The sequence below is a fragment of the Corynebacterium sp. ES2730-CONJ genome (assembly GCF_024834055.1).
GTDB lineage: Bacteria > Actinomycetota > Actinomycetes > Mycobacteriales > Mycobacteriaceae > Corynebacterium.
On record NZ_JANUXZ010000002.1, the window covers coordinates 322,919 to 336,454 of the forward strand.

Annotated in this window: 11 protein-coding genes and 5 tRNA genes; 5 read left to right on the forward strand and 11 right to left on the reverse strand. The window is 55.1% G+C overall.

What is annotated here, in order from left to right:
• Positions 1-97: 97 nt before the first annotated feature.
• The 7 genes from secE to NXS13_RS03685 all read right to left on the reverse strand — a co-directional run bounded on the left by secE (position 98) and on the right by NXS13_RS03685 (position 2,599).
• Positions 98-433: a preprotein translocase subunit SecE gene (secE, locus tag NXS13_RS03655; RefSeq protein WP_259077539.1), complete on the reverse strand. Its 336-nt coding sequence runs from the start codon at positions 431-433 to the stop codon at positions 98-100.
• A 210-nt stretch (positions 434-643) separates the two neighbouring features.
• Positions 644-716: transfer RNA gene (locus NXS13_RS03660), tRNA-Thr, on the reverse strand.
• A gap of 173 nt (positions 717-889) precedes the next feature.
• Positions 890-962, reverse strand: a tRNA-Trp gene (locus tag NXS13_RS03665).
• 58 nt (positions 963-1,020) lie between these two features.
• Positions 1,021-1,092, reverse strand: a tRNA-Met gene (locus NXS13_RS03670).
• A gap of 34 nt (positions 1,093-1,126) precedes the next feature.
• Positions 1,127-1,199, reverse strand: a tRNA-Thr gene (locus tag NXS13_RS03675).
• 175 nt (positions 1,200-1,374) lie between these two features.
• A tRNA-Tyr gene (locus tag NXS13_RS03680) sits at positions 1,375-1,456 on the reverse strand.
• A 111-nt stretch (positions 1,457-1,567) separates the two neighbouring features.
• The gene (locus NXS13_RS03685; RefSeq protein WP_259077540.1) at positions 1,568-2,599 is read right to left on the reverse strand and encodes a polyprenyl synthetase family protein; all 1,032 of its coding nucleotides are present in this window, start codon (positions 2,597-2,599) and stop codon (positions 1,568-1,570) included.
• Between the two features lie 180 nt (positions 2,600-2,779).
• Between NXS13_RS03685 and NXS13_RS03690 the strand changes: the two genes are divergently transcribed.
• Positions 2,780-4,039, forward strand: a complete 1,260-nt coding sequence (locus tag NXS13_RS03690; protein ID WP_259289382.1) for a geranylgeranyl reductase family protein — start codon at positions 2,780-2,782, stop codon at positions 4,037-4,039.
• A gap of 84 nt (positions 4,040-4,123) precedes the next feature.
• On the opposite strand, the gene NXS13_RS03695 is transcribed toward NXS13_RS03690, so the two are convergent.
• Genes NXS13_RS03695 through menD form a run of 3 tightly spaced genes read right to left on the reverse strand, consistent with a single transcriptional unit; the run spans position 4,124 to position 6,974 of the window.
• Positions 4,124-4,807 (reverse strand): demethylmenaquinone methyltransferase, encoded by a 684-nt coding sequence (locus tag NXS13_RS03695; protein ID WP_396125068.1) that lies wholly within the window; start codon positions 4,805-4,807, stop codon positions 4,124-4,126.
• Between the two features lie 59 nt (positions 4,808-4,866).
• Positions 4,867-5,331, reverse strand: a complete 465-nt coding sequence (locus NXS13_RS03700) for a DUF3592 domain-containing protein (protein ID WP_396125064.1) — start codon at positions 5,329-5,331, stop codon at positions 4,867-4,869.
• 11 nt (positions 5,332-5,342) lie between these two features.
• Positions 5,343-6,974: a 2-succinyl-5-enolpyruvyl-6-hydroxy-3-cyclohexene-1-carboxylic-acid synthase gene (gene menD / locus NXS13_RS03705; protein ID WP_259289414.1), complete on the reverse strand. Its 1,632-nt coding sequence runs from the start codon at positions 6,972-6,974 to the stop codon at positions 5,343-5,345.
• Between the two features lie 175 nt (positions 6,975-7,149).
• Here menD and NXS13_RS03710 point away from each other — a divergent pair, with 175 nt between their 5' ends.
• A complete protein-coding gene (locus tag NXS13_RS03710) occupies positions 7,150-9,099 on the forward strand; it encodes an MMPL family transporter (protein WP_259289384.1) in 1,950 nt (649 codons plus the stop codon).
• On the opposite strand, the gene NXS13_RS03715 is transcribed toward NXS13_RS03710, so the two are convergent.
• Positions 9,065-10,087, reverse strand: a complete 1,023-nt coding sequence (locus NXS13_RS03715; protein ID WP_259157957.1) for an o-succinylbenzoate synthase — start codon at positions 10,085-10,087, stop codon at positions 9,065-9,067. The two genes, NXS13_RS03710 and NXS13_RS03715, sit on opposite strands and share 35 nt — an antisense overlap.
• Before the next feature lie 412 nt (positions 10,088-10,499).
• Here NXS13_RS03715 and NXS13_RS03720 point away from each other — a divergent pair, with 412 nt between their 5' ends.
• The 3 genes from NXS13_RS03720 to NXS13_RS03730 are packed head-to-tail and all read left to right on the forward strand — an operon-like array spanning position 10,500 to position 13,533.
• Complete coding sequence (locus NXS13_RS03720) at positions 10,500-11,447, forward strand: 1,4-dihydroxy-2-naphthoyl-CoA synthase (RefSeq protein ID WP_259077548.1); 948 nt, start codon at positions 10,500-10,502, stop codon at positions 11,445-11,447.
• Positions 11,448-11,460: 13 nt separating this feature from the next.
• Positions 11,461-12,603: an o-succinylbenzoate--CoA ligase gene (menE, locus tag NXS13_RS03725; protein WP_259289385.1), complete on the forward strand. Its 1,143-nt coding sequence runs from the start codon at positions 11,461-11,463 to the stop codon at positions 12,601-12,603.
• Positions 12,604-12,645: 42 nt separating this feature from the next.
• Positions 12,646-13,533, forward strand: coding sequence for a 1,4-dihydroxy-2-naphthoate polyprenyltransferase (locus NXS13_RS03730; RefSeq protein ID WP_259289386.1), 888 nt, complete (start codon positions 12,646-12,648; stop codon positions 13,531-13,533).
• The last annotated feature ends 3 nt before the right edge of the window (positions 13,534-13,536 follow it).

The window sequence follows — 13,536 nt, forward strand, 5'->3', positions numbered from 1 at the left end:
TCCCGCCCTCACCTCGAATTGGAAGCTATTTTTTCGCTTCTATTTTTTAGAGGTTACGGCGGGAGAAATATTAGGTTATGTACTACTAAAAACGATCCTAGCGGTGCGTGAGAACCTTCTCAACTCCCAAGCCTGCAAGGAAGTCCACACCAGCGACAAGAGCGGTTAAGGCGATGAGGAAAGCGAAAACAATGAGGGTGTAGTTGACCATCTGACGTGAGGTTGGCCAGATCACCTTCTTCATTTCCGAGCCTACTTCAGGCAGGAAGGAAACAACTGCATTAGCTTTCGAGGAGGTCGGCTCTGCGGCCTCGGCGACTGGCCGCGGTTGCTTTTTCTCATAATCAGCAGTGGAGGTTGTGCTGACACCGGTCAGCTGACGCTTACCCGTAGGGCGTGCGGCACCGCCTGGCGTTGGCTTATCTTCGCTCACGCGACTCTCCTCAAAAAAATTTTATTAGTTGGAAATATATAGAATGCTACGTCGCGTGGATATTCATCCACCCGCAAGAGCTTAACTATATCAAAGATCCACTGCTATCCCATTACTCTCACCCTTACGGGGAGGTCGAGCGCCCATCAGGGCTCTACCGGTGGCATAAATGGAGGCCATGCTTAACAAGGGGTGGGGGCAATAAAAAAGAGCCCCCTGACAGAATCGAACTGTCGACCTTTTCCTTACCATGGAAACGCTCTGCCGACTGAGCTAAGGGGGCACTGCTTCGATGGAACAAACAGATCATGTATCTGTGCTCTTAGTCGCAGCGTGGATCAGATTACAGATATATTAAATTTTTTACAAATTATCCCCATCCTCCCAGTTCAGAGAGGGTTACGGAAGCAAAAAAGCACCAACCTCTTTGAGGAAGGATGGTGCTTTTTCATCTTGCAGGGGCGACAGGACTTGAACCTGCAACCTACGGTTTTGGAGACCGTTGCTCTACCAATTGAACTACGCCCCTATTTATCTTTAGTGATGTTGAAAATAGTACACGATAAAGTGTTTTTTCTTCGTCACCGTAGCGATGGCGAGAATTGAACTCGCGACACAGCGATTATGAGTCGCTTGCTCTACCACTGAGCTACACCGCCATACCTGATTCTTTGGGTTCAAACAAAGAAACAGAGCCCCCTGACAGAATCGAACTGTCGACCTTTTCCTTACCATGGAAACGCTCTGCCGACTGAGCTAAGGGGGCAGATCTCAAGAATAGGATCGATAAAAAGGTAATACCATATCGATCGTCTCGGGAACTGCGAATACTCTAACCCGATCCCAAGCTAGAAAACAAATCGCCTGCTCATCGGATCAAAAATGAAGATAATAAGAAAAACCCCACCGTGTTAGTGAATAAACGGTGGGGTTTGAATCTGTGCCAGGTAGAAGATTCGAACTTCTGTAGGCAATGCCGACGGATTTACAGTCCGCTCCCTTTGGCCGCTCGGGCAACCTGGCGTGCAACACTTTCGTGGTGCGCTTAAGTACCTTACTATATACCCGCTAGCAAACTACAAATCGCCACCTTAACAACCCTATTCTCAGGTTCTCTGGGGAGAACAGCCAACCTTAGCCAACGCGCGCCACTGTAAGGCGCGCTAGCGTGCGCAACGCCTCGGTGGTGGAATTTTGGGGCAATAAATCTAGATTCTTTTCGGCCACCGCCATAAAGCGATGAACATCCGCAAGCGCTTTGTCACGCCCCTTCGACTTTCCCAGTAGTGTCAAGGCGCGGGCGATCTCCTCATCGCTACGCAAAGGGCCAGTAAGAAGGAGGCGTAATTCCTCCCCGATTACAGAATCTTCCTCGAGGGCGTAGAGCACCGGCAAGGTGAATACTCCCTCACGCAGATCCGTCCCCGGCGTCTTACCGGATTGGGAAGAATCAGAGAAAATATCGATAATATCGTCAACGATCTGGAAGATCATACCAATCGCGGAACCGATGGCTTCTACAGCTTTTAGGGTCCTCTCATCGGCACCGGAGTGCAGGGCCCCCAAATAGCCCGCCGCTGCTATGAGAACGCCCGTTTTCTCGTCGATGACCTTCATATAATGATCAACCGCATTACTCTTACCAGCACCGAGAGTTTCCCGCATCTGCCCGGTCACGAGACCACCAAAGGTTTTGGCGAAGTGGGCTACAGTATCGGCCCCTAATTCCGCCATTAGCCGCGAAGCGTGAGCAAGCAGGATATCGCCGGCGAGGATGGCAATCGAATTAGTCCACCGTGCATTGGCCGATTCCACCCCACGGCGTTGAGTTGCCTCATCCATCACATCGTCGTGGTAAAGGGTAGCCAAGTGCGTCATTTCAATAACGATGGCGGCTTTGACGACATCATCGTTCATGGGGTTGGGCCCGTAATTGGAGGCTAGTAACGAAAACATGGGGCGAAAGCGTTTGCCGCCCGCTTTAGTTAAATGCATGACTTTGTCGGTGACAAAATCTTCGCCTTTATTGAGTTCTGCCCGCAGCGTGGCCTCGACTCGAACCATTCCTTCGGCGATTTGCTCGTTGAGAGCATTATCTCCCAGATCGAGGCGTGTACCGATAGCAGAATCACCAGTATGTTGGCGAAGTTCGGCACGGTTGCTCATGCTTTATCTACCTTCTTTTTGTCACAGCCGGTGCGAAGAGTGGTGAGGACAGGAAAGTTAAAGAAATTCTCATATCACCACACCACTTTATCCAACTAACCCCTCAACCGTAGCCGAAACTCGGCCCTTTACATATCCGTGGGGTGGCTAAAGGGCTAGAACCCTTGCAAGAATGGGAACGTGCAAGAAAAAAGGTTAGCAACAGATATTCTCATCATTGGCGCTGGACCCGCCGGATCAAGCGCCGCCCTCTATGCCGCGCGCGCAGGCTATTCCACCATCCTCGTGGACGCCTTAGACTTCCCGCGCGATAAAACCTGCGGAGACGGTCTCACACCGCGGGCTATTACGCAACTAAAAACCCTCGGACTGGCCGAGGAGATCTTAGACCGCTACCACTCCAAGGGATTGAAATTACACGGCTTCGGCGGTGATATCACAGCCCCGTGGCCGGATGGCAGCTTCGGGGATCAAGGCTCAGCGATGCCCCGGCGCGAATTCGATCACCTTCTTTTCACCAAAGCTCAGACAGAGGAAGCGGTTAGCACCATTACCGGGGCTGCGGCTAAAAAAGTGGAGTTCTCCTCCTCGCGGATTAGCCAAGTGGAACTCTCAAACGGAACTATTATTAGCCCGCGCTTCGTCATCGTCGCCGATGGCGTGCGCTCTACTTTCGGAAAATTGCTGGGCAGGACGTGGCATAAAGATAATGTGTACGGGATCGCAGCGCGTTCCTACTGCACAACCGAATATTCTCATGAACAGTGGATTCACTCCCACTTAGAACTCACCAGCCCCGATGGCGTCACCCAACCTGGCTACGGGTGGATCTTCCCCCTTGGTAACGGATATGCCAATGTGGGATGTGGCGCACTATCAACAGAGTCTAGGCCGGCGCAGATCAATACCAAGAAATTGCTCTCCCACTATATTTCTTCCTGCGAAAAAGAATGGGGTTTCGGAGATCCGGAGAATATCGCCTCCGCCCTTCTACCCATGGGTGGATCGGTGTCTAATGTGGCTGGAGCGAACTGGATGCTCATCGGCGATGCCGCCGCTTTGGTTAATCCGCTCAATGGAGAGGGCATTGACTACGGGATGGAATCAGCGGAGTATGCCATTGGAATCCTCGATGAGGCCAAGGATTTTACGCTGATGTGGCCAGATCTCCTCGGTCAGCACTACGGTGAAGCTTTCCTCCTTGCGCGAACTGCTGCGAAATTACTAACCTATCCCCGCTTGCTTGATTATCTTGGCCCAATTGGCCTAAGGCGGCCACTGGGCCCGATGCTCATGCCCGCGGCGGCGCGTCTTATGGGTAACCTTGTCACCCCTGAGGATCAAGACCTTATTGCCAGGCTCTGGCGTAGCGCAGGCGCTACCATCAAACGTTATTCCGCCGCCCCTACCCTGTGGTCGTCGACTGTGCCCACACGCTAGGCCCTGAGTAGATCTAGGTAGGGCTGGGTGGCCCTGAGTAGGCCAGGTAGCCCCTGGTAGGCCCTGGGTGGGCCTTGGGTGATATTAGCTGGCCTCCGCTGGTTTATAGGCGCAATGCAAAGCCACAATGCCAAAGGTGAGGTTAGTCCAGGTACAGTCACTCCACCCGTTGGCATCGATAGCGCTGGCTAATTCCTCCTGCTTGGGCCACGCCCTGATGGTCTCAGCAAGGTATTCATAACTGTCAGGGTTCGAGGACACAACCTTAGCTATCGCCGGTAATAGCCGCATGAGATACTCAATATAGAAGGTGCGGAAAATTGGAAGCGTCGGAGTAGAAAACTCCGCGACCACCAAGCGCCCCCCTGGTTTGGTCACGCGTGCCATCTCCCGCAAACCGGCTTGGTAATCGTAGATATTGCGCAGCCCGTAGGAGATAGTCACCGCATCAAAGGTGGCATCGGGGAACGGGAGTGCCATACCATCGCCGCAGACCTTAGGCACGGCCCTCTTCTCTCCGGCAGCTAACATTCCTTGGGAAAAATCACAGGCTATAACCCACGCCCCGGAGCTGGCCAGCTCCTCGGTGGACACAGCGGTCCCCGCGGCGAGATCTAGAACCCTATCGCCTGGGCCAATACCTAAGGCCTGCCTCGTGCGGCGACGCCAGCGGCGGTCCTGGCCGAAACTTAAAACCGTATTGGTGAGATCATATTTCTCCCCCACTTGATCGAACATGCGCGCTACATCGAGGGGTTTTTTATTCATATTTGCCTTAGCCACGCCTTAAAGTCTAACAAGGGCGGATCACGATTGCGCAGCAGCTCTTAGCGCCTGGCTGCTAATTGACGCAAAATGAAACGTCGGAAAGCAAAAAGCAAAGCCGCAATAATGTGCACTACTACCAGCGCACTGAATGCTGGAATAATGGCCAGCGTCCAGGTGCGGCCTTCCACTTTAGCCAGCTCAGGATTAGAACGGGCGTAGGTGATCCATACCCGCTGCCCTACACCCAAACCAGATGGATAAAGCAAACCCGTGCGCGGAGAATGATAAACCCCTTCTTCATCCTGGTATTCAATTGCCGTTTCCAACGCCGATACCGAAGTCACCCGCGCCAGTGCACGGCCTGGATCCTTGCCAATCGCATAATCATTGAGCATGGGGCCGATGAGCATAGCCACGCACCCAATAACAGCCGCGAGATAAATCAGAACTAGCACACGCCTACTCATTCGACGCGCGACAGCCGGATGATAAACGGGGCGACGAACACTCAAGCGACCAGACATACCGCTTAAGTCTAGTCCCGTGCGCTAAAACGAACCTTCTGCTGCAATTCTTGGTGCATCACCCGGCGCGTATCGCGCACCGTCTTCGCCTCAATGATCTTTATTCCCGGCTGCTCACCGGCATCATCGAGGGCACGCAATAACTCCGCTAAAGAATCGACCCTCTCATAGTCATAGCCATAGGCTGCACTTAACGCTTCGATATCCACCCCGTGGGTTGTACCAAAGGCGAGCTCGAAACCTGGGGCATAGGATTGATCGCCCACCTCAATGGTTTCAAAAATGCCCCCGCCATCATCATTAGCTACCACGATGGTGAAATTCTCGGCTACCGGTGAATAGACGGGAGTAAGCAGCCCCCCACAATCGTGGAGGAAAGTGATATCACCCACCAAAGCCAGAGTATGCGGGGCCCTAATGAGATCGGGTTCGCGCGCCTGCACGGCCAAAGCAATACCGGTTGCCTGCGAGAGATTGCCATCAATACCCGCAGCACCCCGTGGGGTATACAGGTCCACCCCGTCAAAGGGGGCACCGACAAAGGATATATCTCGAACCGGATTGGAGGGTCCGATAAAGAGGGTATCGCCTACCCCAACGGAATCCGCTACCGCTGCGGCCACATGCAACCCTGTAAAGCCGTAGTCGGGGTGGGCGATGGCCTCCCGCACCGCCTCAATGGCGAGCTCGCTTACGGCGTGGCAGATTTTTATCCACTCTGCACTGACCTCACCGGCCGTTTTAATGCGGCTGCCGCACTGGGCCTCCCGGCGCGCCGGGTTGGTCAGCTGCGCGGTGCGCGAGAGGATAATGAGCTCAATTCTTTCATCGTGAAGCAGATTCATTACGTCGCGGTGCAAGGTGGGATGACCCACCACCACGACTTGTTCTGGCTTAGTTTCCACCACATACCCATCTGCTGATACGTGGGTGCTATGGAATAGGCTGGCGGCTAGGGGGTGCACTGGGTGATAGGGTGCCGGTGCGGAGGGTTCAGCGATGGTGGGCACGTCTTCGAGCCCTGGGACGCGCCATGCTTCATCACCCGCGATGACGAGGGTGCGCTTGGAGAGGTCAAGAGTAACCTCCCCATGGTCGACTCGTTTAATTCCTCCCTGCACCTTTTCTACCGGGGGTTCCCCGGGAGGCATTGAATCCACCAGGGGCTGGGCGAAATGACAGTTGATATGGACAAAGGTGTGCTCGAAAGCCGTATCGAGGGCGCCGATATCAGCCTGGGTTGAAATGTCGATCGTGGGTTGGCCAAAAATCTGGTGCTGATCAATAGTTTGATTAGCTCCTGTTCCCACCAGATATCGCGGCCGATCGGCTGAGATGATGGCCAACGGGGTATGGGAATGCAGCGATTCGATCACCGCTGGGTGGCAGTTGGCTACGGCAGAGCCTGAGGTCATGAGCACTCCCACATGGCGGCCCGTGGCGCGCGCCATGCCGAGAGCGAGGAAAGCGGCAGAGCGTTCGTCGATACGCGAATGGATGCGGATATCGCCGCGCGCAATCAACGCTAGAGAGAGGGAGGAATTACGCGAGCCTGGGCAAATCACAATATCGGTGAGGTGCCGCGCTAACTCGCGCGCAATCTCGCGGGCGAGTTCAGGGCTAGAAAGATCCGCATTATTCATGCGATCGATCCTAATGCCCGCAAGCATAAAGGCGCTAACCTCCCCGCAGCTGGTCACATTGAGCCCCATTGTGCGCACGTTAGAGCTCAATTAGCGGCTCATAATGCCGCTCAGCTAGCAGCCTCTTGAGGTTCCTAGCGAATGATCTTAACGGATTTCAATTAATCTTGATCCTATGAATTCATCCGTTTTCCTTCGGTTTCGTCAGTTAGCGCTGGTGGTCATCCTGTTAGGAATTGCCATCATCAGCTTTGGACCGAGTGCACAACCCACCGCCCCGCAACAAGCCCTACCCGACGGCAAAGACTCCACCACGGTGGCGCAGGTTCTTGACTCCCGCCCCGGCGAAGAAACCCTGCCCGCCCTCATTCTCCTCGAATCGACTCAAGGAGCCATCGATCTCCAGGTGGTGGGCCCCTTCGCCGCCGAGCTCGGGGCCCCACCTATTCCCAATAAAGATGGCACAGCCGCATTCATCCCTGTGACCGTGCCAGCTGCTAAAGCCGAGGACAATAACGCTCGCATTAAAGACCTCCGCGCCCAAGCTCAGTCTCTCGACCCCTCCATCAAGGCCCAAGTAACCGGGCCTGCGGCAATCCGCGCAGATCTGGCTAATGTTTTCTCTGGCGCTAATTTCCTCCTTCTCGCAGTGACGGGAATTATCGTGGCCATCCTCCTCATTGTGACCTACCGCTCCCCGTGGCTGTGGCTGATTCCCCTGCTCGTGATCGGGGTGGCCGACCGTGTCGCTGCCACCGCCTATACCTGGGTCTTAAGCGCTTTAGGAATGGTGTGGAATGATTCCACTTCAGGTATCCTCTCGGTGCTGGTATTCGGCGCTGGCACCAACTATGCCCTGCTGATTATCTCGCGCTACCGCGATGAACTGACCCGCCACGAGGACCGCTTCGCCGCTATGGCCCATGCGTGGGCGCCGACGGTGAAAACTATTGCGGCGTCCGGGGCAACCGTGATTATCGGCGTGGCCTGCCTGCTTCTTTCTGCTGTTCCCACCACGCGCGGGCTCGGCTTGGCGACGGTGGTTGGGATAATCGTGGCCTTCGTTTTCGCGGTATTCGCCCTTCCTGGTATCTTGCTACTTTTCGGGCGGTGGATATTCTGGCCGCGCAGCCCGGGCCTCAACGAAGACAAGCACTCCTCCCTCTGGGATCGGATCGGACAATATGTGGGGCACCAGCCGGTTAAAGTCACAGTGGTCTCGCTGATCTTTCTCTCCCTCGCAAGCCTGGGAGTAGGGGCGATTGAAACCGGCCTGGATCAGCGCAATCAGTTCGTTACAACCCCAGAATCTATTAGTGCCGCCGCAGATCTTGCTCGGGCATTCCCCGATCAAGACGCCACCCCCCTCACCGTTATCACCCAAGAGCCGCAAAAAGTCTCTGAATTACTTCAGAATCAAGGCTATGTGGTGCGCCCTGATCGCCCCGCCGAGCAGTGGAGTGTCTTCAATGTCTCAGGGGCAGATGTCAATGAGGTGCGCGAGGCAGTGCGCGAAACTGATGCACTCGTCGGTGGGGTTGATGCGCAACTCATCGATGCAGAAGAATCCGCCGCTCGCGATCGCATGATCATCTTCCCGCTCATTTTGCTGCTTATCTTCATCGTGCTTGCTGTCATGCTGCGCGCTCTTATTGCACCAGCGGTTATGACCTTCTCGGTGTTGCTCACTAATCTCGCAGCCCTTGGCATAGGCTGGTGGATCTCCACAGCCGTCTTCGGTTTTGAGAAATTTGATAGCTTGACCCCGCTCTATGCTTTTGTCTTTTTGGTGGCCTTAGGTATTGATTATTCGATCTTCCTCATTAGCAGAGCCAAAGAGGAGGCACAGATCTATGGCACTCGTATCGGGGTAATGCGCTCACTGAGTGCCACCGGTGGAGTCATTACCTCAGCTGGTATCCTACTTGCAGCCGTATTCGCCGCTCTCGGAGTACTTCCCCTGGTGGCGCTGGCACAAATTGGCGTCATCATCTTTATCGGAGTGCTGCTTGACACCCTGATTGTGCGCACCATCTTGCTGCCCGCTGTGGTGGAAATTATCGGTGAAAAATTCTGGTGGCCCACTCGGCTTAAAGAAGCTCAAAGCACTCAGTTAGACGCGTGATCCAGAAATCTCGACGGTCAGCTGAGGCTTTAAATTCCGCTACTCGGTCCATATCGGGTTCGAGTAATTCGGTACTCATATGGCCGTCGATCAGCGGGCGTTCAGCGGTGATATCAGCGACAAAAAGCCGCTGGGTTGCCAATCCAGCGGCAGCCGGGGGAACCTCGAAGCCATCGTCGTCATAAAAGACGGGCAAACCGGCGACCGCAGCGATCCCAGCATTCATGCCCACCCCGGTATCGAGGGCGCTAGCGACGGTGATATCAAGGCCGCGGGCACGGTAGAACTCTGCGATTTTTAGAACCGCGCGAGGTCCCCCCAAGGGAGCGGCCTTTACCACAGCTACATCGGCAGCCCGGGTTTCAGCCACATCGTACGGGTCCTCCACGCGCCTTATGGATTCATCGGCGGCCACTCGAACAATAAGTCCACTGCGCAGCAGCAATTCGCGCAGCTCTTTTAACTCAGCGGCACTGTGGCACGGCTGCTCCATATAGTCGAGCGGGCCCAGCCGGTGCGCTGCCTCTAGCGCCTGCGCAACGCTCCAGCCACGATTAGCATCCACCCTGATTTTGGCGTGCGGAACTAACTCACGCACCCGTTGAATGCGCTCGCAATCTTGATCCAGGCTGGTCCCCGCTTCGGCTACCTTCACCTTAATAGTGGTACAGCCCGGGAATTGGGCCAGCACCCCCTCAACCTCCGCGGCTGCAACGGCGGGGATAGTGGCATTGACAGCGATGAGTTCTCGGTTGATAGGTGGTGGTCCCTGGAAGGCCATCTCCATCCCGCAGCGCAACCACTGAACGGCTTCATGAGGTTCATACTCGATAAAGGGTGAAAATTCCCCCCAGCCCTCAGGGCCCTCGATCAGCACTGCTTCACGGTGGTTGAGACCGCGAAAAGGTACCCTCATGGGCAGGCTCACAATATGGGCGCGCTCAATGAGTTCGTCGACTGAGATATCACTGGGAGAAGATACGGTCATGCCCCTTACTATAGCGAGGCAATACTAAGGACAACATCAGTGCCGTTAAGCAGTGTCATCAAGCAGTGTCGCTAAGCTGAGCCCCCTCGAGTCGGGCCGTGGGGAGATATAGAATCCATGATAGCTCTGAAGTACTCGGATGATCTGGGGGCAGGCGAGCCGCGAGCCCGGAGTAGTCAGGAGTAGTCACTTGTGACTACTCCCCCAAGGCCAAGTCATATCAGCTCACCCCTTGTCGGCAGTAGTGACTTATATAGTCAGCGTTGCCCTGGCACGCTCGTGCTGTCTTTCCTGCCAGCCCTGTTTCTGCTGTCTGTTATGCCCGTCCGGGTGTCGATCTCACCGGTTATATGAGGGGGTGGCGCCCTTCATAGACTTTGGATTAAGCCAGCAACTAGACTACATAGGCATTATGGAGAAAAACCCTGCACCGAGCACCAGCCAACCATTCGACCCAACCCAATGGGCTACCGTCCCAGGTTTCGAAGATTTTACTGATATCACCTATCACCGCCACACCGGCGACGGTCGCGAATACGGAATCGTTCGTATTGCCTTTAATCGCCCCGAGGTGCGCAATGCTTTCCGCCCGCATACTGTCGATGAACTGTACCAAGCTCTTGACCACGCCAGGCGCAGCCCCGATATTGGCACTATTTTGCTCACTGGAAACGGTCCCTCAACCAAGGACGGTGGATGGGCTTTCTGCTCCGGCGGGGACCAGCGTATTCGAGGGCGCTCAGGCTACCGCTATGCCTCGGGAGAAACCGCAGATACCGTCGATGAGGCGCGAACTAAGGTCGAAGGTGGCAGGCTGCATATCCTCGAAGTGCAGCGTCTTATCCGCACCATGCCCAAGGTCGTTATTGCCGTGGTGAACGGGTGGGCTGCCGGCGGTGGTCACTCCCTTCACGTAGTCTGCGATATGACCATTGCCTCACGCCAAGAGGCACGCTTTAAGCAAACCGACGCCGATGTGGGATCCTTTGATGCCGGCTACGGCTCGGCCTATTTAGCGAAAATGGTGGGGCAGAAATATGCCCGCGAAATCTTCTTCCTGGGCCGCACTTATGATGCGGAGACCATGCAGCGCATGGGGGCGGTCAATATTGTGGCCGATCACCAGGACCTAGAAAACGAGGCCATCCAGGTGGGTCGGGAAATTAATTCCAAATCGCCGACGGCGCAAAGGATGTTGAAATTTGCCTTCAACCTCACTGACGACGGACTCATGGGGCAGCAAGTTTTTGCCGGTGAAGCAACCCGCCTGGCCTATATGACCGATGAAGCAGTAGAAGGTAAGGAATCTTTTCTAGAAAAGCGCGACCCCGATTGGTCCTCCTTCCCCTACTATTACTAGATCGCGAATCCCTATGTCTCGTTCTCGCTTACGCGCCATAACAGTTGATCCAGCTGATCCGCTGCCTTTGATGAGCTCCTTAGAAGAGGCGCTCAGCGGCCAAATGAGCATTCTTCCTTGTGGCCCTGACTTAAGCCAGAACGAGATTTTGCGTGGGCACTGTAGAGTGGGCGAACCCATTGACCCCGAAGTCGCCGTGGTGGTGGCTACCTCAGGGTCCACGGGAACCCCGAAGGGGGCGGAACTTACGCCCGCAAACCTCATCTCTTCCGCCGATGCCACCCATCAATACCTTGGTGGGGAGGGAGCGTGGTTGCTGGCCATGCCCGCACACCATATCGCCGGGTTGCAGGTCTTGGTGCGCAGCATTGTCTCCGGATATGAACCCGAGTTTCTTGATCTCAGCCACGGCTTTTCCATCCAGGAATTTGCCCTAAAGGCCGAGCGCTTGGCGCACTTCCCGGGTCGCATTTATACCGCGCTCACCCCCATGCAGTTGCTCAAAGCCATGGATACCCTCGCCGGTATTGAGGCCTTAAGGCTTTTTCAAGCCGTCTTAGTCGGCGGAGCTCCTCTGAGGCGCTCTGATTACGAGGCTGCAGGCCGTCTCGGGATCACCGTGGTACGCACCTACGGATCCTCGGAAACCTCAGGCGGCTGCGTCTACGATGGGCGCCCACTACCTGGGGTCACTATTCAACTACGCGGCGAGCGCATTGCTATCTCCGGGCCGATGGTTGCGCGTGGTTATCGAAATATGAGCGATTCTCCGGCCTTTTTTTCACCCGGCTCGTTCCTCACCTCTGATACCGGTTTTATTGACAATGGCCTATTAACGGTCACCGGCAGGATCGATACCATTATCGATTCCGGGGGGTTAAAAATTCACCCCGAGGTCATCGAGCAGGTGATCGCGAATATCGAGGGTGTCAGCGCCGTGTGCGTCTTAGGGATACCAGATCGACGTCTCGGGGAAGCCATTGTGGCAGCCTATACAGGTACTGCCTCACCAGCGACCATTATTGAGGCCTTCGATGAGATGCCGCGCTGGCAGTTGCCGAAACAGATCACGCGGGTAGAGTCCCTACCACTGAAGGGCCCCGGTAAGATCGATCGCCTTATGGTACGCGAGAAATTTATGCATGATCTGGGCTAACGGGTTTGAATTTCGGTGCGGGCGCGGGCAACAATAGAGTCTATGTCCTCTCCTACATTGCAGCAGTGGTTCCGCGGCGCCCGCCCCAATACCTGGGCTAATGCTTTCGCCCCCGTCATTGCCGGGTCTACCGCCGCGGCAATGGCAGGCAGTTTTAATCTCGGGCGTGCTCTCTTGGCCGTCATCGTAAGCTGGGCTCTCATTGTCGGAGTGAACTACGCCAATGATTATTCTGATGGCATTAAGGGCACCGATGATCAACGTAGCGGCCCTATGCGGCTGGTTGGAAGCGCACTCGCTAGTCCCCACCTAGTTAAGCGGGCTGCTTTTATAGCTTTCGGTATTGCCGGGATCGCCGGTATCACCCTATCGTTATTAAGCGCGTGGTGGCTCATCCTTATTGGGGTGATCTGTATTCTAGCGGCGTGGTTTTATACCGGCGGTACTCACCCCTATGGATATCGTGGTTTAGGCGAAGTAGCTGTCTTTATCTTCTTCGGCCTGGTGGCCGTTTTGGGCACCGAATTCACCCAATCTGGTCGCATCACCATAGTGGGAATTATTCTTGCGGTCAGCATCGGGGCAATGTCTGCGAGCGTCAATCTGATCAATAACCTTCGCGATATCCCCTCTGATAGGTTAACCGGAAAGATCACCCTTGCAGTGCGTTTAGGAGATAGTCGCACCCGGGTTCTCTATTATATTCTCGCCAGCACTCCGGTCATCGGGGCTTTGCTCTTATCCTTTATTGAACCGTGGGCACTTGTGAGTGTGGGCATCGTTCCACTTCTATGGACAGCGAGCGCGCCGGTGCGCGCACACGCCATGGGCAAAGATCTCATCCCTGTTCTTGCCGGCACGGGCAAAGCGATGATCCTCTTTAGCTTCTTGACGGCGCTCGGACTTATCCTCCCGCAGTATAGTAGTTAGCGC

Bases quoted from the DNA above. Each gene is read 5' to 3' on its own strand.
- NXS13_RS03700 (WP_396125064.1), bottom strand. From the start codon at position 5,331: ATGTCTGGTCGCTTGAGTGTTCGTCGCCCCGTTTATCATCCGGCTGTC.
- menE (WP_259289385.1), top strand. From the start codon at position 11,461: ATGTCTCGTTCTCGCTTACGCGCCATAACAGTTGATCCAGCTGATCCG.
- NXS13_RS03720 (WP_259077548.1), top strand. From the start codon at position 10,500: ATGGAGAAAAACCCTGCACCGAGCACCAGCCAACCATTCGACCCAACC.
- NXS13_RS03710 (WP_259289384.1), top strand. From the start codon at position 7,150: ATGAATTCATCCGTTTTCCTTCGGTTTCGTCAGTTAGCGCTGGTGGTC.
- NXS13_RS03685 (WP_259077540.1), bottom strand. From the start codon at position 2,599: ATGAGCAACCGTGCCGAACTTCGCCAACATACTGGTGATTCTGCTATC.
- NXS13_RS03695 (WP_396125068.1), bottom strand. From the start codon at position 4,807: ATGAATAAAAAACCCCTCGATGTAGCGCGCATGTTCGATCAAGTGGGG.
- NXS13_RS03715 (WP_259157957.1), bottom strand. From the start codon at position 10,087: ATGACCGTATCTTCTCCCAGTGATATCTCAGTCGACGAACTCATTGAG.
- NXS13_RS03730 (WP_259289386.1), top strand. From the start codon at position 12,646: ATGTCCTCTCCTACATTGCAGCAGTGGTTCCGCGGCGCCCGCCCCAAT.
- menD (WP_259289414.1), bottom strand. From the start codon at position 6,974: ATGAATAATGCGGATCTTTCTAGCCCTGAACTCGCCCGCGAGATTGCG.